Below are 23,102 nucleotides of genomic sequence, written 5' to 3'. Positions count from 1 at the left end.
CCTGAAGTTGTCCACAGGCGCCCGCCAAGGGGCGCCTGCTCTATATAGATGGCTTTGAACATGAGCCAAACCACGATGGCGACTATAAGTACGCCATCGCGAGCAAGCTCGGCTCCTACAGTTTTGGGGAATCAGTCGAGCGTGTTCAGCACTTCGCCAACGGCATCGAACAGACGGTCCAGATCCTGCGGCTTGCTGTTGAAGGTCGGGCCGAACTGCAGGGTGTCGCCGCCGAAGCGTACGTAGAAACCGGCTTTCCACAGGGCCATGCCTGCTTCGAACGGACGCACGATGGCATCGCCATCCCGTGGGGCAATCTGGATGGCACCGGCCAGGCCGTAGTTACGGATGTCGATGACATTCTTCGTACCCTTGATGCCATGCAGCGCCTTCTCGAAATGCGGCGCCACGTCAGCAACGCTCTGCACCAGGTTTTCCTTCTGCAGCAGATCCAGCGCCGCCAGGCCGGCCGCGCAAGCAACCGGGTGCGCCGAGTAGGTGTAGCCGTGGGGGAATTCCACCGCGTACTCAGGGGTCGGCTGGCTCATGAAGGTCTGGTAGATCTCGGAGCTGGCAATCACCGCGCCCATCGGAATCGCGCCGTTGGTGACTTGCTTGGCAATGCACATCAGGTCCGGGGTCACGCCAAAGCTGTCGGCACCGAACATCTTGCCGGTACGGCCGAAACCGGTGATCACTTCGTCGAACACCAGCAGGATGTTGTGCTGGTCGCAGATTTCCCGCAGGCGCTTGAGGTAACCCTGTGGTGGCACCAGCACACCGGCGGAACCGGCCAGGGGCTCGACGAACACCGCGGCGATGTTGGAGGCGTCATGCAATTCGATCAGCTTGAGCAGCTCGTCGGCCAGGGCGATACCGCCCTGCTCCGGAATGCCACGGGAGAACGCGTTGCTTGCCAGCAGGGTGTGCGGCAGGTGGTCGACATCCATCATCGCCTGGCCGAACAGTTTACGGTTGCCGTTGACCCCGCCGAGGCTGGTGCCGGCAATGTTCACGCCGTGGTAGCCACGGGCACGGCCGATCATTTTGGTCTTGGTCGACTGGCCTTTCAGGCGCCAGTAGGCGCGCACCATTTTCACCGCGGTATCGGCGCATTCGGAGCCGGAGTCGGTGAAGAACACATGGTTCAGGTTGCCCGGGGTCAGCGCGGTGATTTTCTCGGCCAGCTGGAACGACAGCGGGTGGCCGTACTGGAAGCCCGGCGAGTAATCGAGAGTGCCCAGTTGCTTGGCCACCGCTTCCTGGATTTCCTTGCGGGTGTGGCCGGCACCACAGGTCCACAGGCCGGACAGCGAGTCATAAACCTTGCGGCCCTTGTCGTCGACCAGCCAGCTGCCTTCGGCGGCGACGATCAGACGTGGATCGCGCTGGAAGTTGCGGTTGGCGGTGTAGGGCATCCAGTGAGCATCGAGCTTGAGCTGGCTGGCCAGGGAAGCTGGAGCGTTTTCATGCATGTTCATGGGGAAAAACCTCGCAGGGCAATAGGCGGCGCAGGGATCGAAAGGCGTTGTTGCAGCTAAGTTGCCACGGCTATAAAGTCGGTGAAATCCAACTTTTATAACCTTCAGGCAGTGGTTCACTAAACTATGAGCAGCCGTCGCGCCGACCCGCTGGCGCAAGTCAGCGACTTTGATATCCGCCTGCTGCGGATCTTTCGCAGCGTGGTCGAGTGCGGTGGCTTTTCCGCCGCGGAAACCGTGCTTGGCATCGGCCGCTCAGCCATCAGCCAGCAGATGAGCGACCTCGAGCAGCGCCTCGGCCTGCGCCTGTGCCAACGCGGACGCGCCGGCTTCTCGCTGACCGAAGAGGGTCGCGAGGTGTATCAATCGGCCCTGCAATTGTTGAGCGCCCTGGAAAGCTTTCGCACCGAGGTCAACGGCCTGCACCGCCACCTGCGGGGCGAACTGATCATCGGCCTGACCGACAACCTGGTCACCCTGCCCCACATGCGCATCACCCACGCCCTGGCCCAACTGAAGGAACGCGGTCCGGACGTGCAGATCCAGATCCGCATGATCGCCCCCAACGAAGTCGAACAAGGGGTGCTCGACGGTCGCCTGCATGTCGGCGTGGTGCCCCAGGCCAGCGCCTTGTCCGGGCTGGAATACCAGCCGCTGTACAGCGAACGCTCGCTGCTTTATTGCGCGGTCGGCCACCCGTTGTTTTATGTCGACGACAAGCAACTGGACGATCGGCGCCTCAACGAGCAGGACGCCATCGCCCCGACCTTCCGCCTGCCCGCCGAGATCCAGGCCCATTACCAGGCGCTCAATTGCACCGCCAGCGCTTCGGACCGCGAAGGCATGGCGTTCCTGATCCTGACCGGACGCTACATCGGTTACCTGCCGGACCATTACGCCAACCTCTGGGTCCAGCAGGGGCGACTGCGCGCGCTCAAACCCGCTTCACGTTTTTATGACCTGAGCCTGGCCTCGGTCACGCGCAAGGGCCGTCGCCCCCATTTGGTGCTGGAAAGCTTCCTGGACAGCCTGGCGGCCACCCGTTGAAAAAACCGACGGAGCCATGAAAGCCCCGCACACATTGGCCAATAACGGCAATCACCCGCAATAACCTGAGCACCTGGACAGCTTTTTGCAGGGCACGTTGACCTTGAACCGTCAGCCCTGAGTTCCCAGTCCATGCAACCAGACACCTCCCGCCAAAGCGATCTGATCTACGGCCTCGACGATCGCCCGAAACCCCTCGCCGCGCTACTCGCCGCCCTGCAGCATGTGCTGGCGAGTTTCGTCGGCATCATCACCCCGCCGCTGGTGATCGGTTCCGCCCTGGGCCTGGCCGCCCACCTGCCCTACCTGATCAGCATGGCGTTGATGGTTTCCGGCGTCGGCACCTTCATCCAGGCGCGCCGGCCATTCGGGATCGGCGCGGGGATGATCTGCCTGCAAGGCACCAGCTTTGCCTTTCTCGGCGCGGTGCTGTCCGCGGGTTTTCTGGTCAAGCAACGGGGCGGCAGCCCGGAAGACATCCTGGCGATGATTTTCGGCGTGTGCTTTTTCGGCGCGGCGGTGCAAATCGTCCTGAGTCGCTTCATCGGCCAATTGCGCCGGGTCATCACGCCGCTGGTCACCGGCATCGTGATCACCCTGATCGGCGTCAGCCTGATCAAGGTCGGCATCACCGACCTGGGCGGCGGCTTCAACGCCGCGGACTTCGGCGCCCCGGGCAATCTGGCGCTGGGGCTGTTCGTGCTGTTGACGATCATCCTGCTGAACCGCTCGAACACACCCTGGGTAAGGCTGTCGGCGATCATCATCGGCCTGGCCCTGGGCAGCCTCGCCGCCTGGTTCAGCGGCAAGCTGGTGCCCCAGGTGTTGCCCGACCTGCCGCTGGTCAGCCTGCCGACGCCCTTTCGCTTCGGCTTCAGCTTCGACTGGACGGCGTTCCTGCCCGTGGCGCTGATCTACCTGATCAGCACCATCGAAACCGTCGGCGACCTGACGGCCAACTGCATGCTTGCCCGCCAGCCCATCAGCGGCCCCTCTTATATAAGCCGGCTCAAGGGCGGCATCCTCGGCGACGGCGTCAGTTGCATGATCGCCGCGACCTTCAGCGCCTTCCCCAACACCACCTTCGCCCAGAACAACGGGGTGATTCAGCTGACCGGCGTGGCCAGCCGTCATGTCGGGCTGTATATCGGCCTGTTGCTGTTCTGCCTGGGCCTGTTTCCACTGATCGGCGCGGTGCTGCAGCAAATCCCCAAGCCAGTGCTGGGCGGCGCGACCCTGGTGATGTTCGGCAGCGTCGCCGCGGCCGGCGTGCGCATCCTCGCCCAGGCACCGCTGGACCGGCGCAGCATGCTGATCATCGCCACCTCCTTCGGCGTCGGCCTGGGGATCGCGGCGCAACCGAACCTGCTGCACCTGTTGCCCAAGGTGGTGCAGAACCTGTTCGACTCGGCGATCACCAGCGGTGGCCTGACCGCGATCCTCATGTGCCTGTTGTTGCCGGAAGACCGGGCCGCGCTGCGTGACGCAAATCCGGCCAGCGAAAGCGACACCCTGGAACCGCTTTGAGGGTTTTCTGCCCATTAAGACTTGTCTGAGGCCTGTGGGTGCGCTATCAACGCACTGGTTGCACCCACAGAACAGCTCGGAAACGCCTATGACCCTTGAAGTCCCAGCCCACGCCGGCCCTCAAACCGCCAAGCCCGCCAGCCGTATTCGCCAGAAAAACGAAGAAGCGATCATCAAGGCCGCCGAAGACGAGTTCGCCCGTCACGGCTTCAAAGGCACCAGCATGAACACCATCGCGCAGAATGCCGGCCTGCCCAAGGCCAACCTGCATTACTACTTCACCAACAAGCTTGGGCTGTATGTCGCGGTGCTGAGCAACATCCTCGAGTTGTGGGACAGCACCTTCAACACCCTGACCGCCGACGACGACCCGGCCGAAGCGCTGACCCGCTACATCCGCGCCAAGATGGAGTTCTCCCGGCGCCAGCCGCAGGCCTCGCGGATCTTCGCCATGGAGATCATCAGCGGCGGCGAATGCCTCAGCGAATACTTCAGCCAGGACTACCGCGCCTGGTTCCAGGGGCGCGCCGCGGTGTTCCAGGCCTGGATCGACGCCGGCAAGATGGACCCGGTGGACCCGGTGCACCTGATCTTCCTGCTGTGGGGCAGCACCCAGCATTACGCCGACTTCGCCACCCAGATCTGCCGCGTCACCGGTCGCAGCAAGCTGACCAAGCAGGACATGGAAGATGCCGGCAACAACCTGATCCGCATCATCCTCAAGGGTTGCGGCCTCAAGCCTGCCTTATAAAGAACACAGCGCATGCCCTTTACCCTCGCCGGCCTTTGCGAATACCGCGAAGAGATTCGCAAAAGCCGCTTTATCGCCCTCGCCGCACCGATCGACAGCGCGGCCGAGGCCCAAGCCTTTATCGAACAGCACAGCGATCTCAACGCCTCCCACAACTGCTGGGCCTGGAAACTCGCCGACCAATACCGCAGCAACGACGACGGCGAACCCGGTGGCACCGCAGGCCGGCCGATCCTCGCGGCCATCGAGGCCCAGGATTGCGATCAGGTCGCGGTACTGGTGATTCGCTGGTACGGCGGCATTCAACTGGGCACCGGCGGCCTGGCCCGCGCCTATGGCGGCAGCGCCAACAAGTGCCTGCAAGGCGCCGAACGCATCGAGCTGATCAGCCGGGTAGCCCTGCGTTGCGCCTGCAGCTTCAGCGAACGGGCACTGGTCAAGCTGCGGGTCGCCGAACTCGGCGGGCTGCTGGTCGAGGAACAGTTCACGGCCAACGGCGTAGAACTGCAACTGGCCCTGGGAGAAAACCAGATCGCCACCTTGCAAAGCCAACTGGCCGACCTGAGCCGCGGACGCATCCTCTTGCAGCGCTGAGTGCACCAACTCTGCACCCATGCCTGGAAATCATCCTGTGCACAACGACCCGGTGGATAGCCGACTTGCCCACACCGGCTGTGCACCCGACTGTGGATAACCTGAGCACACTCGCCTGTAACCCTTTTGCAACGTGGCTTTGCGGCGGTTGCTCACTTTTCGTCCAATTGCTCGCCAGACACATATTTTTCAAGCTAAAACAGCGAGTTAGCTCGGTTTATCGCTTTTAGAAGAAAGCCACACCGTGCTTATGCCCGGGCTTCGGGCTTGCACACAAATACTGTGGAACAAGCTGTGGATAACCCGTGCAAGGCTGCGTCAGCTGCCGATACGGCAAGGCTCGCAGGCACCTGATCATTTTTCGACCAGCCTCGTTCGGGCAAAACCGCAGCCTTTTCAAGCACCTTGCCCTGAACTGGTGCCAAGTGCAGGTGCAGGGAACGAGCAAAGCGTGCACGAGGCCGCAGTTCATCGGGGCCCTGGCAATTTCCTGACTCCCTGGCCAGGAAATTGCTTTGTCCACCGGCATAACGTTCAGCAACCCGAGTCCGTCATGCCAAACCCTGTACCCATCCCCGATGCAACACCCCGCCTGCAACTGCGCAGGATCACCAAGCGTTATCCCGGTTGCCTGGCCAACGACGGGATCGACCTGAGTATCCAGCCCGGGGAGATCCATGCCCTGCTCGGTGAAAACGGCGCCGGCAAAAGCACCCTGATGAAGATCATCTACGGGGTGACCCAGGCCGACTCGGGCGAGCTGATCTGGCAGGGGCAGCATCAGCTCATGCGCAATCCGGCCCAGGCGCGCAGCCTGGGGATCGGCATGGTGTTCCAGCATTTCTCGCTGTTCGAAACCCTGAGCGTGGCGCAGAACATCGCCCTGGCCATGGGCGCCGCGGCCGGCACGCCGAAGCAGCTGGAGCCGAAGATCCGCCAGGTCTCGCAGCGCTACGGCATGGCCCTGGAGCCGGAACGCCTGGTGCACAGCCTGTCCATCGGCGAGCGCCAGCGGGTGGAGATCATTCGCTGCCTGATGCAGGACATCCGCCTGCTGATCCTCGACGAACCGACCTCGGTGCTGACGCCCCAGGAGGCCGACGAACTGTTCGTCACCCTGCGCCGCCTGGCCAGCGAGGGCTGCAGCATTCTGTTCATCAGCCACAAGCTCGGCGAAGTCCGCGCCCTGTGCCACAGCGCCACGGTGCTGCGCGGCGGCCGGGTGGCCGGGCACTGCATACCGGCCGAGTGCTCGGACCGAGAGCTGGCGCGGCTGATGGTCGGCGAAGCCGCGGGCCTGATCGCCGATTACCCGAAGGCCAAGGGCGGCGACGCCTTCCTGCAAGTCCAGAAGCTGTCCTGGCCCAACCCGGATCCGTTCGGCTGCTCGCTCAAGGACATCGACCTGGAGGTGCGCAGCGGGGAGATCGTCGGCATCGCCGGGGTCGCCGGCAACGGCCAGGACGAACTGCTGGCCCTGCTCAGCGGCGAACAGCGCCTTGGCCGCGCCCAAGGCGACACCCTGCGCTTCGCCGGGCAAGCCGTCGCCCACCTGCGCCCCGACGCCCGTCGCGGGTTGGGCCTGGCGTTCGTCCCGGCCGAGCGCCTGGGCCACGGCGCCGTGCCGGAACTGAGCCTGGCCGACAACGCCCTGCTGACCGCCTTCCAGCAAGGGCTGGTGAGCAAAGGCCTGATCCAGCGCGGCAAAGTGCTGGCCCTGGCCGAAGACATCATCCGCCGCTTTGCGGTGAAAACCCCGGACAGCCAGACCGCCGCCCGCAGCCTGTCCGGCGGCAACCTGCAGAAATTCATCCTCGGCCGGGAAATCCTCCAGCGCCCCAGGCTGCTGATCGCCGCGCACCCGACCTGGGGCGTCGACGTCGGCGCCGCCGCGACTATCCACCGGGCCCTGGTGGCCCTGCGCGATGCGGGGGCGGCGATCCTGGTGATCTCCGAAGACCTCGACGAACTGTTCCAGATCAGCGATCGCCTGGCGGCCCTGTGCGGCGGTCGCCTGTCGGCGCTCAAGGCCACCGCGGACACCAGCCTGATCGAAGTCGGCGGCTGGATGGCCGGCCAGTTCGATACCCCCGTCCACTTATCTGCTCAGCCCGCGTAACGGAGCGTTTTATTTATGCTGCTTTCTCTCGAACCCCGCGGCCAGCAATCGCGCCTGATGCTCTGGTGCTCGCCGCTGCTGGCCGCGGTCCTGACCCTGGGCTGCGGCTCGCTGCTGTTCATCGCCCTGGGCCACGACCCGCTGGAAACCTTACACACCTTGCTGATCGCCCCGATCAGCGACCTGTATGGCGTCTCCGAACTGCTGGTCAAGGCGCTGCCGATCCTGCTCTGTGCCCTCGGCCTGGCCGTGGCGTATCAGGCGCGGATCTGGAACATCGGCGCCGAAGGCCAACTGCTGCTCGGCGCCCTGGCCGGCAGCGCGCTGGCGGTGCACATCATCGACCTGCAAAGCCGCTGGGCGCTGGTGCTGATCCTGCTCACCGGCACCCTGGCCGGCGCCGCCTGGGCCGGCCTCACCGCCTGGTTGCGCACGCACTTCAACGCCAATGAAATCCTCACCAGCATCATGCTCAACTACATCGCCCTGAACCTGCTGCTGTACTGCGTGCACGGGCCGCTGAAAGACCCGGCCGGGTTCAACTTCCCCGAGTCGGCGATGTTCGGTGATGCCAGTCGCCTGCCGCTGCTCCTGGAAGATGGCCGGGTGCACGCCGGGGTGTATTTCGCCCTGCTGGCCCTGGTGGCGGTGTGGGTGCTGCTGCAAAAGAGCTTCGTCGGGTTCCAGATCAAGGTGCTGGGCCTGGACAAGCGCGCCGCCGGCTTCGTCGGTTTTCGCGAGAAACGCCTGATCTGGCTGGCGCTGCTGATCAGCGGTGGGCTGGCCGGCCTGGCCGGGGTGTGCGAAGTCACCGGCCCCATCGGCCAACTGGTGCCCCAGGTGTCGCCCGGCTACGGCTATGCGGCGATCACCGTGGCCTTTCTCGGCCGCCTGCACCCCATCGGCATTCTGTTTTCCAGCCTGCTGATGGCGCTGCTGTACATCGGTGGCGAGAACGCGCAGATGAGCCTCAACCTGCCGCAAGCCATCACCCAGTTGTTCCAGGGCATGATGCTGTTCTTCCTGCTGGCCTGTGACGTGCTGATTCTCTATCGGCCGCGCCTGAACCTGCGTTGGGCACGTCGCGCCGCCACCCCTTCCGTACAGGCAGGAGCGCTGTGATGGATATCGATCTGTTGAGCAATATTTTCTACGCCATGATCCGCTGCGGTACGCCGCTGCTGCTGGTGGCCCTGGGCGAGCTGATCTGCGAAAAGAGCGGCGTCCTCAACCTCGGCCAGGAAGGCATGATGCTGTTTGGCGCAGTGATTGGTTTTATCGTCGCCCTGAACAGCGGCAACCTGTGGCTCGGCGTGCTGCTGGCGATGCTCGCCGGGATGCTGCTGTCATCGCTGTTCGCCCTGGTGGCGCTGGTGTTCAACGCCAATCAGGTGGCCACCGGCCTGGCCCTGACCATCTTTGGTGTCGGGCTGTCGAGTTTCGTCGGCGCCAGCTGGGTCGGCAAACCCCTAGCCGGATTCGAGCCCATGGCGATTCCGCTGCTGAGCGAGATCCCGCTGATCGGACGCATGCTGTTTGCCCAGGACCTGCTGGTCTACCTGTCCTTTGTCCTGTTCGCCGGGGTGGCCTGGGTGATCCTGAAAAGCCGCGTCGGCCTGATCATCCAGGCGGTCGGCGAAAACCCCGACGCGGCCAGCGCCATGGGCCTGCCGGTGCTGCGGGTACGCGCCCTGGCGGTGCTGTTCGGCGGCGCCATGGCCGGCCTGGCCGGGGCTTACCTGTCCCTGGCCTACACACCGATGTGGGCGGAAAACATGAGCGCCGGTCGCGGCTGGATCGCCCTGGCGCTGGTGGTGTTCGCCAGCTGGCGAGTGTGGCGCCTGCTGCTCGGCGCCTACCTGTTCGGCCTCGCCAGCATCCTGCATCTGGTGGCGCAGGGCCTGGGCCTGGCGATTCCCTCGAACCTGCTGGCGATGCTGCCGTATGCCGCGACCATCCTGGTGCTGGTGCTGCTGTCCCGCGATGCACTGCGCACCCGCCTGTATGCGCCGGTGTCGCTGGGGCAGCCGTGGCAGGCGGGTCACTGATCGAAGACTTTTCACTATCGGCATGGGCTGCCTGACAGCCCATGCCCCCACCTCGCAACACCTCCCCTCAGCCCCCGGCCTGGCCCAGGCAACAGCCATCAGAAAGGGCTGGCAGTCCCTATCACCCAACGTGCATGACTCCTGCCTGACAAGGATGGATGAATGGCGCCCCAAACCCGCGCACCAGGCGCCGCTTGAGTGCGCAGCCACAAGTGGAAACAGCCACTCGACTGCCGAATAGCAACCGCTTATCCCTGAATCCGCGGCCAAGGTCATTTGCTTTTCGCCCGGAAACCCTCTATTCCGGCCCCTCCCGGGAAGTTGGCCCGCTTTCTGCTTAAACGATTAAGCTGACCCAAAGGTTAGTTTTTTTGGACGTGAGTTCCATTTTAATTTCGACGGCTGACGAACACGTTGAACAGACAGGTTTTTCACTCAACTGAAGTAACCACACACGATATTCACAGGCAGAACCATTTGTTTTCTTACACTTGAAGAAGTGCATTAATCGCCCGAGCTATCACTCGTCGCATGAGCACTCAGGCTAAAGAAAGACTGGATTATCTATTACAAGATTATCTGTCCCCAATACAGAAATCGGTCATATAGAAAGATCTGAGTCCTGCCTATGTATCCCAGTATCGGCTCCACCGATTTCCGGCTTATCTCCCAAGTGGCCGGACTCCTAGCACTGCAGGCTATTGATGAAGTAGCAGGCTGTGCTTTATGTCGACACGGGTAACTGTTGTCGACTTTTTTATTCGATTTCACTTCTTGCCCAAGAAGTGAAGAGTTCTCCTCCACAGACAAGGATGTCTTTTCCGGCGAAGTCATTCATCGCCGGTTTTTTATTTATCAGAACCAAAGCCAGGGGCATGCATGCAGTCAACAAGATTGACCTTTGCCCAGAACAGCCGGACCAGCGAAAGGCCCCGACCACGGCTTATGGAATCTTCAGCCACGGCCCGATCAAGTTTCACCCGGTTCCCCCCCTGCGCACTGTATCGGAGAGACCGCAGATCCCTGCTTCAAGCAGGCGAGCCCTTCATACCGGTACGACCTTGCAGGCAGCCGAACACCCGGTCATCCAGGCTGATGAGGACAGCTTCATTTCGAGATATTGAGCCTGTTTTCAAGCACTTCCAGCGACAGGCCAGCCCTTGTATCCGAATCCTGACGCCGAGTAACGGACACAAAACGGTGCGAGGCGTTTCATGTTGGGGCGGATACAAAGGTCCCTGCCGCCACGTATTGAAAATCGATCTCAAGCCGTTTGTCCCGACCCAAACCGCTCGTCAGGAAGAAACCATTCTTTCTCAGCCAAGATTGCCGATTTAGAGCTGTTTTCGAAGATTTTATACATGCTGAAAGGTTTAAGCTGAACTGTTGGTCAGGTTTTTGCAAAGACCCCTTCGCTCGTTCCACCTGGCCCTCCACAGAGGCGTGTCGAGCACCTGCACCAAGGCCTCGCAACGCCGGTCCAGTACCCGCTACCGAGCATGTATCTCAACGTTAATGAAGGATTTCACATGTTAGAAGATGTCATTCAGTACTCCAAAGACTCTTGGGGGCTCATTCCCCTGATGGTGGTGGTATTCATCATCGGGATCGCCGTGATCATCGAACGCTACTTCTTCTTCAGTACGAGTATCAAACTGGGACAAAGTCTTGATCTGGATTTGAAGCGGGTAGACCAGGACAACCTGGCCGACGTCAAGAAAGTTGCAGATCACTACAGTAAAAGTGCCCAAGGCAAGTTGGTATTGGCCGCGGTGGAGTCTCACGGCAAGTCCGAAGAGGCGCTGGAGCGGGATATCGATGAAACCATCATGATTCAGATTCCGCGACTGGATCGCAATCTGTGGGTACTGGATACCTGTGTAACTTTAGGTCCGCTGCTTGGACTGCTCGGCACCATCATTCACATGATCCAGGTATTCAGTGTATTGGCGGCCAATACATCGCAGAAAGTCAGTTCGGTAACCGGGCCTATTGCCCATGCACTGGTCGCCACCGCTGTCGGTTTATGCATCGCCATCGTCTGCGTGATTTTTCTCAATCACTTCAACAAGCGTATCCGCCTGGTCGTCAATCAGATGGAACTGATCAAGTCCATGCTGGTTGGGCGCTTGGCCAAGGGTTGATTAATACCTACGCCACTCGGAGAAATAATCATGGCTAGCAAGAGATCAAACTATCTCGGACATGAAGAGAAAGCCCGCATCGAAATCATTCCGATGATCGACGTGATGATGTTTCTGTTGGTGTTCTTCGTACTCATCATGATCGAGATGATCCAGGGCACGGGCATTACCCTGGAGTTGCCGCAGTCTTCCTCGCAAGAAGCAATCGAGTCGGTAACGCTCAATATCGGCGTCGCCAACGACGGTGGCTTGTTTGTCGATGGCCAGCCCATCAGCGACGAGCAACTGACGAGCCGGCTCACCGAGATGCAGAACAGCGGAAAACTGGATGTAGTGATCGCCGGCGATCGTGGCACCCAATATGAAAGCATCGTGCACACAATGGATCTGGTACGCGCTGCCGGTATCAGTGCTATTGGCCTGGCGACGCAAAACTGATGAACGACCTGACCCCCAACGTACGGCGAGGGGCCTTGTGGGCCTCTGACGACCATCATGTCGACCATCACCTGTCGATGCCGGCGGCTATCGGCCTGGCTGTGCTGGCGGTTGCATTGGGTATCACGTTGCTGAGCCTGATCGAGGCCAAGCAGCCGGTAGTTGAGGAGCCTCCGAAGGTGACTAAGGTGACCATGGTGCAAGTCCCTCCTCCGCCACCGCCTGCACCGCCACCGCCCCCACCACCTGCGCCGCCTCCGCCGCCTCCCCCTCCACCGCCGCCTGCGCCGGTGAAAAAGCCTGCGCCGGCGAAAAAGGTCACGCCGGAGAAGCCGAAACCCAAACCGGAGCCCAAACCGCAACAGCCAGTGCCGCCGCCACCCGCGCCGACACCGCCACCACCGGTTACTCCACCGCCGCCACCGCCCGCACCGTCGAGCAGCACCGACGCGGTCGCCCTGGATCAGCAGGCACCGGTTTATCCGCGTGATGCCCGACAGGCCAAGATCGAGGGCTATGTGGTGCTGGAACTTGCGATCCGCCCGGACGGCACGGTTGCCAGTGCCAAGGTCCTCGAGTCGAAACCACGCAAGCTGTTCGACGAGGCCGCGATCAGCGCGGTGAAACGCTGGAAGTTCCAGCCGCGAATGGTCAATGGCGCAGCAGTTGAGCAGCGCGCTAAACAGACGGTCAGGTTCGACCTGAAATAAGCCCGTGGAGGGTGCGCGCGGAGCGCACGCCCTCTGCCAAGGAATCAAGACGATGACGACACGTACAACCAGTGGCGCACTCGCTGCCGCGCTGTGCTGCCTGGGCGCAGCCGGAGCAACCCAGGCCGCCGAGCAGCCGATTCAGATCAAGGCTGTAGTTCTGAGCATGTTCGAGGTCGGCCAGGATCAGGGAGACAACCCTGGCGAGTTTCAGTTCTGGCGTGAACGCGCCGGCCTGAATCAGTGCATGCCGCTCGCCCAGGGTTTTCATGACGTATGCCTGAACCCTGAAACCGGCGTCCTGGCAACGGTGACCGGCATGGGCACTGCCCGTGCGGCGGCGTCGGTAATGGCCCTGGGCATGGATCCACGCTTTGACTTGAGCAAGGCGTACTGGCTGGTCGCGGGCATTGCCGGCATCAATCCGCACAAGGGCTCCATCGGTTCGGCGGCATGGGCCAACTATGTGGTGGACGGTGACCTGGCGCACGAGATCGATGCGCGGGAAATCCCCAAAGACTGGAAAACCGGCTACACCCCGTTCTTTCGCGCAACGCCTTATGCCCAGCCACGTTCGGACAGCATCGGCGAAGTCTACAAGCTCAATGGTCGACTGGTGGATTGGGCCTACAACCTGACAAAGGACGTCCCACTGGTAGAAAACAAGGAACTGGCAGCGTTTCGCCAACAGTTCAAGGGCTTCCCCCAAGCCGTTCTGCCGGCCAGGGTCATGAAAGGCGACAACCTCGCCTCCTCGACGTTCTGGCACGGCAAGCGGCTCAACGACTGGGCCGGTGACTGGGTCAAGTACTGGACCGACGGCAAAGGGCAATTCGTGACTTCCGCCATGGAGGACAGCGGAACCCTGCAGTCCCTCAGTTTCCTGAACAAAGCGGCGAAGGTGGACCTGGACCGCGTGCTGGTATTGCGTACCGCCAGTAACTACACCATGCAGCCACCCGGCATGAGCGCCGCGCAAAGCATGGCTCATGACCAGGCGGGTTTCGTCGGCATGCAGCCCTCGCTCGAGGCGGCCTATCGAGTGGGCAGCACAGTGATCAACGCGCTGACGGGAAACTGGGAGCTGTATTCGCAGACCCTGCCGGGACACTGAACTCATGACCCGGCCTGGTGAACGCCATACAACAAACTGAGCCATGACCCAAGAAGCGCGATCGAGCACTGACAAGCGGATGTCGTTGATAACCGCACTCGTTGCTTGAAAACACTTCCTGGCGACTGAAGCCGCTGTTTACCGGTTCGGACAATAACCATACAGCCAGCGCGTTGCCGGCGCTGATGCTTAACACCAATGCCCGTTGGCTGACATTCAACCAACCCGCATGACGGCCACGCCTTGCCTGAGAAACGGCAGGACTTACAACTAAGTGAAGAGGTGTTTCATGAAAATCCTCCTGGTTTTATTACTTGGATGCTTATCGGTAACGGCCTGGGCCGCTACCCCCGCGGTTCCGTGCAAAGCCGATATTGCGGTGATTGGCGGTACATTCATCAACGATGCCATGTTGAAGTCCGGAAAACTCAAGGAGTCCTTCACCCTTGAAACTCCAGCCGGAACTTCCCCAACTATCTATTGCGGCAACTATAAAAACGTTCCGTTCTATTACATCAATATGCATGGCGACGGAAAGATCGTCGAAACCTGGGCTGCCCTTTACCAGCTACGGGTTAAAGATGCGATTGGTGGGGCAACAGCCGGTGGTATCAACCCGGCAATGAAGCTCCACGATCTGGTGGTGGCCGATGATGTCATCGACTTCAACATCGACCGGCCACTGGCGCTGCCGGATGCCATCTACCGCAAGGGCGACCATCCGGTTCCGCGCTACACGCCAGCCATGGATCCCATTCTTCGCGACATCCTGATCGATGAGACGCAGAAACGCCTGAATCGTGGAGATGCTCCCGTCGCCGGGATCAACCTGCACAAGAGCGGGGTGATCATGCAAACCCGCGGCGGGCGTTTCGAAACGGCTGCGGAAGTGCGCATGCTGGCCAAGATGGGGGGCGACCTGGTGACCATGAGCGTGGGGTCGGAAGTGATCTATGCGCGCATGGCCGGGATCAACTATGCCTCGCTGATCGCCATCTCCAATCCAGCCGAAGGCCTGGGTAACTGGACATGGGACACCATTCGCGAAGTTTACCCACGGCTTAATCCGGTGTGCCTGGAAATCGTTCTGGAGTCGTTGCCGAAGATTGCCGCCATCGGCAATAAGCCGCGGGTCGGCGACAGTTTGCGTATTCATCCGGAAATGACCTCAGAGAAGAAGTAAGCGAACTTCAACTTGCTCTAGAAGGCTGTGCAAGTACGGCAGGAACAGTTTGTGTTTCTGCCCGTACGCACTCGCCTGTTGTTCAACAACTTTTACATAAAAGCAAATGTAGTAGGGGAGTGTTCCATGGGTACATATAACTGGCGTCACCCGCAAAAACTGGCCCTGGCAGTTGCGGCTGCTGTGCAGATTCTCGGCGGACAGGCCATGGCCGAAGATCAGAAAGAGACGGTCGAACTTGAGGACTACATTCTCAAGGAGAGTGTCGAAGACACCATGGGCATCATGCCCAGCCAGCCGGTGAAGAGCGTTTTCGGCCTGGGCAAGTCCATCGCCGAAACCCCACGCTCGGTGTCGGATGTGTCGTCCGACCTGATCGAAAACTACGGCTTGCGCGACATCAACGACCTGGTTCGCCTCGCCCCGGGAGCCTACACCAGCTCCTTCTTCGGGGTGCCGGGGGCACTGAGCCTGCGTGGCGATGCCGCGGATAACTACTTCCGGGGGTTCAAGCGGGTAGAGAACCCTGGCAACTATGCAACGCCGATCCGCGCCGCCAGTTCGGTCGATATCGTGCGTGGCCCGGTTTCCCCCATCTACGGTGCCGGCAAGGTCGGCGGCTACATGAACTTCAACCCGAAATCCTCGAAGTCGGCGACCTCCAAGTTCATCGAAAAACCTACCGGGCAATTCGGTGTGACCGTGGGTTCCTATGACCAGTACATCACCACCGCCGAAGGCGGCTCGCCCTTCGAGCTGGGGGGGCGCCAGGGCGGTGTCTATGGTTTCTTCGAGCAGGAGGACTCGAAAAGCTACTTCGACAACGTCGAACCCAAGTCGACCATCGGCCAGATCGCCTTCGACATGGACCTCACCGACAACCTGCGGACCGAGTTCGGCGGCCAGTACCTGAAGGCCAAGCGCATCCAGAACCCCGGATGGAACCGGGTCACCCAGGACCTGATCGACCACGACACCTACATCACCGGCGCGCCGTCCAAGATGAGCTCAAGGGGCGATGTGCTGTTCCCTGACGATGTACGCAACAACATCAGCCCGGGCGTCGGTTTTCCACCGGGCAGCGGCAACTCCAAGCTGGACGTTTTCTGCCTGAACTACAGCAACTGCTTCTTCGACCCGAAAGACCCGAACGCGGCACTGAGCAACCCCGGGACCACCAAGCTCGACCGCAACAAGGTGTTCACCGACAAGAAGGACAAGGGCGAAAGCAAGGCCGCCACGGCGTACTTCGACCTTATCTGGTCGCTGGACAATGACATGGAGCTCAAGAACCAGTTCTTCTACGACTCCCTGGACCACAACAAATACACCAGCTATGGCTTCACCGCCGACTACGATGCCTACACCTGGGAAGACAAAGTCAGCCTGAGCTTCCCGCTGCAGATCGGGGAGGTCAGCACGTCCAACGTCGTCGGCGTCAACTATCGCTACTACAGCGCCATCGACCGTGAGTCCTACCTCGATGAAATCCTCGACCGCCGCGACCTGAACGTCGGGCCGACACCGGACGACAGCTTCGACATCGGTCATACCGGCAACGTCGAGATCGCTCCCGGCATGTACCGACGCAACTTCAACACCCAGAGCGCATCCATCACCAAAAACACCGGCGCGTTCATGCTGTCCGACATGAACTGGCAGAACTGGAACCTGCTGCTGGGCTACCGCTTCGACTACTACGACGCCAAGGCCAAGGAGAAGGCCCAGGCCACCAATGGCGATCTGGTCCGCGATGCCAATGGCGACGGGCGTCCGGACAAAGCCACCAACCACAACACCACTGACTCGTTCAGTGCCAGCCTCTCGTACAAGACGCCGTGGGGGTTCATCCCTTACTTCACCTACGCCGAGTCGACCGCGCTGTCGTCCAACCAGGCAGGCGGCGTAACAGCGTCGGACGTCTCCAGCGGCAACTACCTGCAGGACTCGAAACTGCGCGAGTACGGCATCAAGTACAACAGCGAGAACGGCAACGTCTACGCCGCGCTGGCCTACTACGACCAGGAGAAGACCTACCGCGACTCGCAAAACGGCAGCACTGTGCTGGTCAACGGCAAGGGTTACGAAGGTGAGTTGCGCTGGATGCTCAACCAGAACTTCTCCATGACGGCCTCGGCGACCAAACAGAAGGTGCGTGAGAAAGGGCAGCCTTTCACCGTGCTCAATACCGCCGCTGTCGCCCAAGCCTATGGCCTGGATCCGTCGCAACTCTATGGCTTCCGCTTCTTCGACCCGACCGGCCAGGTACTGGGTGGCGAGTACGATCGTGGCGGCGTACCGGAGTGGGTAACCAGCCTGTATGGCAACTACACCCAGCCGACCCCTTGGGGTGGCCGTGTGAACGCCAGCCTGGGCTTCACCTGGGTAGACGAGCAATGGGCGGACAACCAGAAGCAGATCAAGCTGCCTGACTACACCGTATGGAACGGCTCGGTGGGCTATTCCGAGAAGTCCTGGGAAGCGCTGTTTACCGTCAACAACCTGTTCAACGAGAAGTACTTCACTTCCGCCAACCTGTTCGACTCGACCCTGGTGTTCCCTTCCGCTCCGCGTACCTACACCGCCAGCTTCGTTTACAAATTCTGACCTCGCTGGCTAACCAGGGAGGCCCTGCCCGGGGCCTCCCTCATAGCTGATGGATTTCAAGCATTCGGCAACTCGCTCATGGCAGACCTCAGCGCCGCACTCCCCGCGCGTCCGCTCGATAGCCGGCGCTGCATTCATGACAAGCGCGCCAGCCGCACCCCCAGCGCTAGCGACATGAGTTTCAACGAGCCATGAGGATGCCCTGCAACTTCGGAGGAATACCTGTAATGAGCCACAACGACCCTGAAAACCCTGACACCCCGATCGATCCCAGTCGTCGCCACTTTCTCGCCGGTACCGCGGTACTGGGTGCCGGCGCCGCGCTCAACGGTTGCACGCCCAACAGCGATGCGCCCCCTACACCGGGCAAGCGCCCATTGTCCGCTGCCGAACTGGACAGGTCACTGCGCAAGCACGTCAAGACGGTGGTGGTGATCTATGCCGAGAACCGCAGCTTCAACAACCTGTTCGCCGATTTCCCCGGCCTCGAGCAGCCTCTTTCCAGCCTCAAGCCCGCCGCTTACCAGCAGCGCGACCGCGACGGCAGCCTGCTGCAAATCCTGCCCCCGGTCTGGGGCGGCACCCTGCATCTGGGACCGCAGACCGCGGATGGCGTGACCTATCCCGCTGGCGTGCCATTTCAGCAGGACCTGCCGAACGCGCCGTTCGCCCTCAAAGGCCCGAATGCCGAGGACCTGCCGCTGAGCCTGGTGACCCGCGATTTGTCCCACGAGTTCTACCAGAACCAGATGCAGATCAACGGTGGCATGAATGACCGGTTCGCCGCCTGGTCCGACTCCGGCGGCCTGACGATGGGGCACTACAGGCAAAGCCGCTATGCCCTTCGCCTGTGGGATATCGCGCGGCAGTTCGTGCTCTGCGACAACTTCTTCCAGGGCGCCTTTGGCGGTTCTTACCTGAACCACCAATACCTGATCTCGGCGGCGGTGCCGCACTATCCGAACGCCCGCAACTCGGTGGCCAAGGTGAAGATCGCCAACCTGCACAGCGACGACCCCAGCGACCCGCGGCTCAGGCCCCTGGCCGACTCGCCTGCCAGTGCCATGGACGGCCCCGCCCAGTTCGGCCCCTGCGCGCTCACCCCGGACGGTTATGCGGTCAACACCTTCGCGCCGCCCTACTGGCCGACCTGGCAACGCGACCCACAACGACCGGACTATTCCAAACCGGACCTGCCCTTCGTGCTGGTTCCGCAAAGCCACGAGCACATCGGCGACAAGCTGTCGAAAAGGAACATCGACTGGGCCTGGTACGCCGGTGGCTGGCAGGCCACCCTGGATGAGTTCAGCGGCTCGGGCGCGATCCCGAAAATCCCCAACTTCCAGTACCACCACCAGCCCTTCAACTACTTCCGGCAGCAAGGCCCGGAGCACCCCGGTGAACGCGCCAGGCGCCTGCGCGATGGCGGCCTGGGCGACGACCCGTCGACGAACCGGTTCTTCGCCGACGCCCTGGCCGGCAAGCTGCCGAGCGTGAGCTTCTACAAGCCCCAGGGCAACCTCAACATGCATGCCGGGTACACAGACGTCGCCGCGGGCGACCGGCATTTGGTCCGCGCGATCAAGACCCTGCAGGACAGTCCGCAGTGGAACAACATGGTGCTGATTGTCACGGTCGACGAGAACGGCGGCTGGTGGGATCACGTGGCTCCGCCCAAGGGCGATCGCTGGGGCCCGGGCAGCCGTATTCCGGCCCTGGTGGTATCGCCCTTCGCCCGCAAGGGGACGGTGGATCACACGGTGTATGACACGGCATCGATCCTGCGCCTGGTGACCCGGGTCTTCGACCTGGAAAAGCTCGATGGCCTGAAACTGCGTGACGAGGCCATGGCCGCCCGGGAACAGTCACCCATGGGCGACCTGACCAATGCGTTGCAGTTCGATTAGCCAACGCCGGAAAAGACTGATCGCGGCAGACGTCCAGTGGATCGGGTTATGGACGGCCTTGCTCATCCCCTGCATTCGCTGCGACGCCCTCGCCGAGCTGCCGGCTCCTGCCCCCGCGGGATCCGGCCGTCCGACCATGCTTCAGGCCGGGCCAGGAATCGCCCGCTGCTCCCCGCGAACCGGCCACAACTGCGCCACCGCCCAGGCCAGTTCGAAAAACAGGATCACGCCGATCAAGGCCGTGCCGCCGTGGGCCAGGGCGTAGATCTGCCAGGTGGAAAACAGCAGCCGCCCGGCGGCGTCGTAGCGTCCGAAGGCCAACTGCGGATCGCGGATGCGCAGCACCGCCCAGACGCAGACGATCGAGCCCATCAGGTTGACCATCAGCAGATGCATGGGCGCGAACGGCGGCAGGTCGCCGGGCAGGTCGAAGGCCTGGCTCCACTGCTGCATCAGGCCGTGCAGGGCGAGAAAGCTCCAGGGGGTGACAAAGGCGGCGGTGACGATCAGGTCGTACCAACCGCTGGCCCGCACCAATTGACGGTATTGCGCTGTGCTCCACATAAAGGATCGCTCCGGATATTCAAGGAGCACGCAGGCTAAAGCCTGGAGTATGCTCCAGGGTCAAGCCCTTCCGAGACTCCAGCATGCGCATCGGTGAACGTGCCCGGGCCTGCGCCGTCAGCCGCGATACCCTGCGCTTCTACGGGCAGCGCGGATTGATCGCGGCACAACGCACCGCCAACGGCTATCGTGATTACCCCAGCGACAGGGTGCAGCTGGTGCTCTACATCAAGACCGCGCAACGCCTGGGCTTCAGCCTCGGCGTGATCGGCAGCAGCGTTGCCGCGCTGTGGCAGGCCAGCGATCCGGACTACGCGGTGACGCAACTGCTGCAAGACAAACTGACCCTGATCGAGACCCGCATCAGCGAACTGGGCGAGTTGCGCCAGGAGCTGCAGCAACGGCTCGGCCAGCGTTGCCCCTTAACTCCATGATCTTCACTCATCAAGGAATCCACGTATGTCTACGCCAAAAACCGCACTGATCATCGGCGCCTCCAGAGGCCTGGGCCTGGGCCTGGTGCAACGCCTGCTGGACGCTGGCTGGCAGGTCACCGCCACCGTGCGCAACCCGCAAAAAGCCGAAGCGCTCAAGGCCCTGGGGCCGGTCCGCATCGAGCAGCTGGACATGGACGACCAGCAAGCGGTGATCGCCCTGAACCAGAAGCTCAAGGGCGAAGTGTTCGACCTGCTGTTCGTCAACGCCGGGGTCAAGGGGCCGGACGACCAGACACCGGGCAAGGCGACCCTGGCGGAAGTCGGCCAGCTGTTCTTCACCAACGCCGTGGCGCCGATCAACCTGGCCCAGCGTTTCGCCCCGCAGATCCGCCCGGACAGCGGCGTGCTGGCGTTCATGAGTTCGGTGCTGGGCAGCGTGACCATGCCCGACGCGCCGGAGCTGGCGCTGTACAAGGCCAGCAAGGCGGCGCTGAATTCCATGACCAACAGCTTCGTGACCCAGCTCGAGCAGAAGCTCACCGTGCTGTCGCTGCACCCGGGCTGGGTGAAGACCGACATGGGCGGCGAAGGCGCGGACATCGACGTCGAGACCAGCACCCGCGGCCTGATCGAGCAGATCAATGCCTATACCGGCAAGGGCGGGCACCATTTCGTCAACTACAAGGGCGAAACCATTCCCTGGTAAGCCTGCACCTGTAGCCGCTGCCGGAGGCTGCGACAAGGCTCGAAGAGCCTTCCTGCGGCCGACATCGCAGCGCCCACTTCGTGGTCGAGCGCAGCCTTCGGCAGCGGCTACAGGACGCCATCGCGAGCAAGCTCGCGCCTACAGGGGATATCGATTTGCAGGAGCGAGGCTTGCCCGCGATAGACCGCACAGCGGTCTCCCCGTAAACTGCGCACCTCGCCCCCGTGGCGACCCTGGATCAGCAGACAGGGCAACACTGAGCTGGCTAACCTGAACCCACTTTCAGAGGAGCCGGCCACCATGCCTGCGACCCGTACCTGGTTAAAGAACCCCCTCGCTATTTTCACCGGCAATGCCCTCGACGCCCGTGGCGGCCTGGTGCTGCAAGACGGCCTGATCGTCGAAGTGCTCGGCGCCGGGCAACAACCCGCCCAGCCCTGTGGACACCTCTTCGATGCCCGCGAGCACGTGCTGCTGCCGGGGCTGATCAACACCCATCACCACTTCTATCAGACCCTGACCCGCGCCTGGGCGCCGGTGGTCAACCAGCCGCTGTTTCCCTGGCTGAAAACCCTGTACCCGGTCTGGGCCCGGCTGACCCCGGAGAAACTCGCCCTGGCCAGTAAAGTGGCGCTGGCCGAATTGCTGCTGTCGGGCTGCACCACCGCCGCCGACCACCACTACCTGTTCCCCGAGGGCCTGGAAAACGCCATCGACGTGCAGGTGGCCAGCGTGTGCGAACTGGGCATGCGCGCCATGCTCACCCGCGGTTCCATGAGCCTCGGCGAAGCGGATGGCGGCCTGCCGCCGCAACAGACCGTACAACAGGGCGAGGTGATTCTCGCCGACAGCCAGCGGCTGATCGCCGAGTACCACCAACGTGGCGCCGGCGCGCAGATCCAGATCGCCCTGGCGCCCTGCTCGCCGTTCTCGGTGACCCCAGAGATCATGGCGGCCAGCGCCGAGCTGGCGGAAAAACTCGACGTGCGCCTGCACACTCACCTGGCGGAAACCCTCGACGAGGAAGACTTCTGCCTGCAACGTTTCGGCCTGCGCACCGTGGACTACCTGGACAGCGTCGGCTGGCTCGGCCCGCGGACCTGGCTGGCCCACGGCATCCACTTCAACCCGGATGAAATCGCCCGTCTCGGCGCGGCCGGGACTGGCATCTGCCACTGCCCGAGCTCCAACATGCGCCTGGCCTCGGGCATCTGCCCGACCCTGGAGCTGACCGACGCCGGCGCGCCCGTCGGCCTGGGCGTGGATGGCTCGGCCTCGAACGACGCTTCGAACATGATCCTCGAAACCCGTCAGGCCCTGTACCTGCAGCGCCTGCGTTACGGCGCCGAGAAGATCACCCCGGAATTGGTGCTGGGCTGGGCCACCCAGGGTTCGGCACGGTTGCTGGGGCGCAGCGATATCGGCGAGCTGGCCGTGGGCAAGCAGGCCGACCTGGCGCTGTTCAAGCTCGATGAGCTGCGCTTCTCCGGCAGCCATGATCCGTTGTCGGCCTTGCTGCTGTGCGGCGCGGACCGCGCGGACCGGGTGATGGTCGGCGGCCGGTGGCGGGTGATCGACGGGCAGGTCGAAGGGTTGGACCTGAAGGGGTTGATTGTCGATCACCGCCAGGCGGCCCGGCAGTTGATCGCCGGCGCCTGATCGGCGTTATCGCGAGCAAGCCCACTCCAACAGGGAACCGGTTTCGATCATTTCCAGAATGAATCC

At 62.2% G+C, this 23,102-nt stretch carries 19 protein-coding genes; 17 read left to right on the top strand and 2 right to left on the bottom strand.

What is annotated here, in order from left to right:
- Positions 1 to 131: 131 nt before the first annotated feature.
- On the bottom strand, positions 132 to 1,481 hold the full coding sequence (gene aptA / locus IF690_RS04620; protein WP_202699018.1) for an omega-aminotransferase AptA: 1,350 nt from the start codon (positions 1,479 to 1,481) through the stop codon (positions 132 to 134).
- Positions 1,482 to 1,607: 126 nt separating this feature from the next.
- Between aptA and IF690_RS04615 the strand changes: the two genes are divergently transcribed.
- From IF690_RS04615 to acpA, 14 genes are all read left to right on the top strand, one after another.
- Positions 1,608 to 2,528 (top strand): LysR family transcriptional regulator, encoded by a 921-nt coding sequence (locus IF690_RS04615; protein ID WP_202699017.1) that lies wholly within the window; start codon positions 1,608 to 1,610, stop codon positions 2,526 to 2,528.
- A gap of 132 nt (positions 2,529 to 2,660) precedes the next feature.
- Positions 2,661 to 4,055 carry a uracil-xanthine permease family protein gene (locus tag IF690_RS04610; RefSeq protein ID WP_202699016.1) on the top strand — a complete coding sequence of 465 codons (1,395 nt, stop codon included), beginning with the start codon at positions 2,661 to 2,663 and terminating at the stop codon, positions 4,053 to 4,055.
- 88 nt (positions 4,056 to 4,143) lie between these two features.
- A complete protein-coding gene (locus IF690_RS04605; protein ID WP_202699015.1) occupies positions 4,144 to 4,806 on the top strand; it encodes a TetR/AcrR family transcriptional regulator in 663 nt (220 codons plus the stop codon).
- A 12-nt stretch (positions 4,807 to 4,818) separates the two neighbouring features.
- On the top strand, positions 4,819 to 5,400 hold the full coding sequence (locus IF690_RS04600; protein ID WP_202699014.1) for an IMPACT family protein: 582 nt from the start codon (positions 4,819 to 4,821) through the stop codon (positions 5,398 to 5,400).
- Positions 5,401 to 5,953: 553 nt separating this feature from the next.
- The gene (locus IF690_RS04595) at positions 5,954 to 7,519 is read left to right on the top strand and encodes an ABC transporter ATP-binding protein (RefSeq protein ID WP_202699013.1); all 1,566 of its coding nucleotides are present in this window, start codon (positions 5,954 to 5,956) and stop codon (positions 7,517 to 7,519) included.
- 15 nt (positions 7,520 to 7,534) lie between these two features.
- Positions 7,535 to 8,641: an ABC transporter permease gene (locus tag IF690_RS04590; RefSeq protein ID WP_202699012.1), complete on the top strand. Its 1,107-nt coding sequence runs from the start codon at positions 7,535 to 7,537 to the stop codon at positions 8,639 to 8,641.
- On the top strand, positions 8,641 to 9,567 hold the full coding sequence (locus tag IF690_RS04585; protein WP_202699011.1) for an ABC transporter permease: 927 nt from the start codon (positions 8,641 to 8,643) through the stop codon (positions 9,565 to 9,567). The genes IF690_RS04590 and IF690_RS04585 overlap by 1 nt, the downstream gene beginning before the upstream one ends.
- A gap of 1,529 nt (positions 9,568 to 11,096) precedes the next feature.
- Positions 11,097 to 11,711, top strand: coding sequence for a MotA/TolQ/ExbB proton channel family protein (locus tag IF690_RS04580; protein ID WP_009046830.1), 615 nt, complete (start codon positions 11,097 to 11,099; stop codon positions 11,709 to 11,711).
- A 30-nt stretch (positions 11,712 to 11,741) separates the two neighbouring features.
- Positions 11,742 to 12,149: an ExbD/TolR family protein gene (locus IF690_RS04575; RefSeq protein WP_009046829.1), complete on the top strand. Its 408-nt coding sequence runs from the start codon at positions 11,742 to 11,744 to the stop codon at positions 12,147 to 12,149.
- Positions 12,149 to 12,859: an energy transducer TonB gene (locus IF690_RS04570; RefSeq protein WP_037005633.1), complete on the top strand. Its 711-nt coding sequence runs from the start codon at positions 12,149 to 12,151 to the stop codon at positions 12,857 to 12,859. Before IF690_RS04575 ends, IF690_RS04570 begins: the two co-directional genes overlap by 1 nt.
- Before the next feature lie 52 nt (positions 12,860 to 12,911).
- Complete coding sequence (locus IF690_RS04565; RefSeq protein ID WP_202699010.1) at positions 12,912 to 13,973, top strand: purine nucleoside permease; 1,062 nt, start codon at positions 12,912 to 12,914, stop codon at positions 13,971 to 13,973.
- A 289-nt stretch (positions 13,974 to 14,262) separates the two neighbouring features.
- Positions 14,263 to 15,156, top strand: coding sequence for a phosphorylase family protein (locus IF690_RS04560; protein WP_202699009.1), 894 nt, complete (start codon positions 14,263 to 14,265; stop codon positions 15,154 to 15,156).
- Between the two features lie 126 nt (positions 15,157 to 15,282).
- Positions 15,283 to 17,763 carry a TonB-dependent siderophore receptor gene (locus tag IF690_RS04555; protein ID WP_016703810.1) on the top strand — a complete coding sequence of 827 codons (2,481 nt, stop codon included), beginning with the start codon at positions 15,283 to 15,285 and terminating at the stop codon, positions 17,761 to 17,763.
- Positions 17,764 to 17,990: 227 nt separating this feature from the next.
- Complete coding sequence (acpA, locus tag IF690_RS04550; RefSeq protein WP_009046824.1) at positions 17,991 to 19,670, top strand: acid phosphatase; 1,680 nt, start codon at positions 17,991 to 17,993, stop codon at positions 19,668 to 19,670.
- A gap of 141 nt (positions 19,671 to 19,811) precedes the next feature.
- Here acpA and IF690_RS04545 read toward each other — a convergent pair whose 3' ends face one another.
- Entirely contained in the window at positions 19,812 to 20,234 is a 423-nt protein-coding gene (locus IF690_RS04545) for a hypothetical protein (RefSeq protein WP_202699008.1), read from the bottom strand.
- An 83-nt stretch (positions 20,235 to 20,317) separates the two neighbouring features.
- Here IF690_RS04545 and IF690_RS04540 point away from each other — a divergent pair, with 83 nt between their 5' ends.
- The 3 genes from IF690_RS04540 (at position 20,318) to IF690_RS04530 (ending at position 23,036) form a co-directional block, all read left to right on the top strand.
- Complete coding sequence (locus IF690_RS04540) at positions 20,318 to 20,668, top strand: MerR family transcriptional regulator (RefSeq protein WP_202699007.1); 351 nt, start codon at positions 20,318 to 20,320, stop codon at positions 20,666 to 20,668.
- A 25-nt stretch (positions 20,669 to 20,693) separates the two neighbouring features.
- Positions 20,694 to 21,377: an SDR family oxidoreductase gene (locus IF690_RS04535; RefSeq protein ID WP_009046821.1), complete on the top strand. Its 684-nt coding sequence runs from the start codon at positions 20,694 to 20,696 to the stop codon at positions 21,375 to 21,377.
- Between the two features lie 300 nt (positions 21,378 to 21,677).
- On the top strand, positions 21,678 to 23,036 hold the full coding sequence (locus IF690_RS04530; RefSeq protein WP_202699006.1) for an 8-oxoguanine deaminase: 1,359 nt from the start codon (positions 21,678 to 21,680) through the stop codon (positions 23,034 to 23,036).
- Positions 23,037 to 23,102 lie beyond the last annotated feature (66 nt).

The organism is Pseudomonas sp. SK3(2021) (assembly GCF_016772375.1).
In the GTDB taxonomy this organism is placed as follows: Bacteria; Pseudomonadota; Gammaproteobacteria; order Pseudomonadales; family Pseudomonadaceae; genus Aquipseudomonas; species Aquipseudomonas chlororaphis_I.
The sequence above is the reverse complement of the archived record's forward strand: the minus strand, read 5'-3'. Positions and strand labels throughout refer to the sequence as shown.

Coding starts and splice junctions, on each gene's coding strand:
- aptA (WP_202699018.1), bottom strand. CDS start 1,481: ATGAACATGCATGAAAACGCTCCAGCTTCCCTGGCCAGCCAGCTCAAG.
- IF690_RS04615 (WP_202699017.1), top strand. CDS start 1,608: ATGAGCAGCCGTCGCGCCGACCCGCTGGCGCAAGTCAGCGACTTTGAT.
- IF690_RS04610 (WP_202699016.1), top strand. CDS start 2,661: ATGCAACCAGACACCTCCCGCCAAAGCGATCTGATCTACGGCCTCGAC.
- IF690_RS04605 (WP_202699015.1), top strand. CDS start 4,144: ATGACCCTTGAAGTCCCAGCCCACGCCGGCCCTCAAACCGCCAAGCCC.
- IF690_RS04600 (WP_202699014.1), top strand. CDS start 4,819: ATGCCCTTTACCCTCGCCGGCCTTTGCGAATACCGCGAAGAGATTCGC.
- IF690_RS04595 (WP_202699013.1), top strand. CDS start 5,954: ATGCCAAACCCTGTACCCATCCCCGATGCAACACCCCGCCTGCAACTG.
- IF690_RS04590 (WP_202699012.1), top strand. CDS start 7,535: ATGCTGCTTTCTCTCGAACCCCGCGGCCAGCAATCGCGCCTGATGCTC.
- IF690_RS04585 (WP_202699011.1), top strand. CDS start 8,641: ATGGATATCGATCTGTTGAGCAATATTTTCTACGCCATGATCCGCTGC.
- IF690_RS04580 (WP_009046830.1), top strand. CDS start 11,097: ATGTTAGAAGATGTCATTCAGTACTCCAAAGACTCTTGGGGGCTCATT.
- IF690_RS04575 (WP_009046829.1), top strand. CDS start 11,742: ATGGCTAGCAAGAGATCAAACTATCTCGGACATGAAGAGAAAGCCCGC.
- IF690_RS04570 (WP_037005633.1), top strand. CDS start 12,149: ATGAACGACCTGACCCCCAACGTACGGCGAGGGGCCTTGTGGGCCTCT.
- IF690_RS04565 (WP_202699010.1), top strand. CDS start 12,912: ATGACGACACGTACAACCAGTGGCGCACTCGCTGCCGCGCTGTGCTGC.
- IF690_RS04560 (WP_202699009.1), top strand. CDS start 14,263: ATGAAAATCCTCCTGGTTTTATTACTTGGATGCTTATCGGTAACGGCC.
- IF690_RS04555 (WP_016703810.1), top strand. CDS start 15,283: ATGGGTACATATAACTGGCGTCACCCGCAAAAACTGGCCCTGGCAGTT.
- acpA (WP_009046824.1), top strand. CDS start 17,991: ATGAGCCACAACGACCCTGAAAACCCTGACACCCCGATCGATCCCAGT.
- IF690_RS04545 (WP_202699008.1), bottom strand. CDS start 20,234: ATGTGGAGCACAGCGCAATACCGTCAATTGGTGCGGGCCAGCGGTTGG.
- IF690_RS04540 (WP_202699007.1), top strand. CDS start 20,318: ATGCGCATCGGTGAACGTGCCCGGGCCTGCGCCGTCAGCCGCGATACC.
- IF690_RS04535 (WP_009046821.1), top strand. CDS start 20,694: ATGTCTACGCCAAAAACCGCACTGATCATCGGCGCCTCCAGAGGCCTG.
- IF690_RS04530 (WP_202699006.1), top strand. CDS start 21,678: ATGCCTGCGACCCGTACCTGGTTAAAGAACCCCCTCGCTATTTTCACC.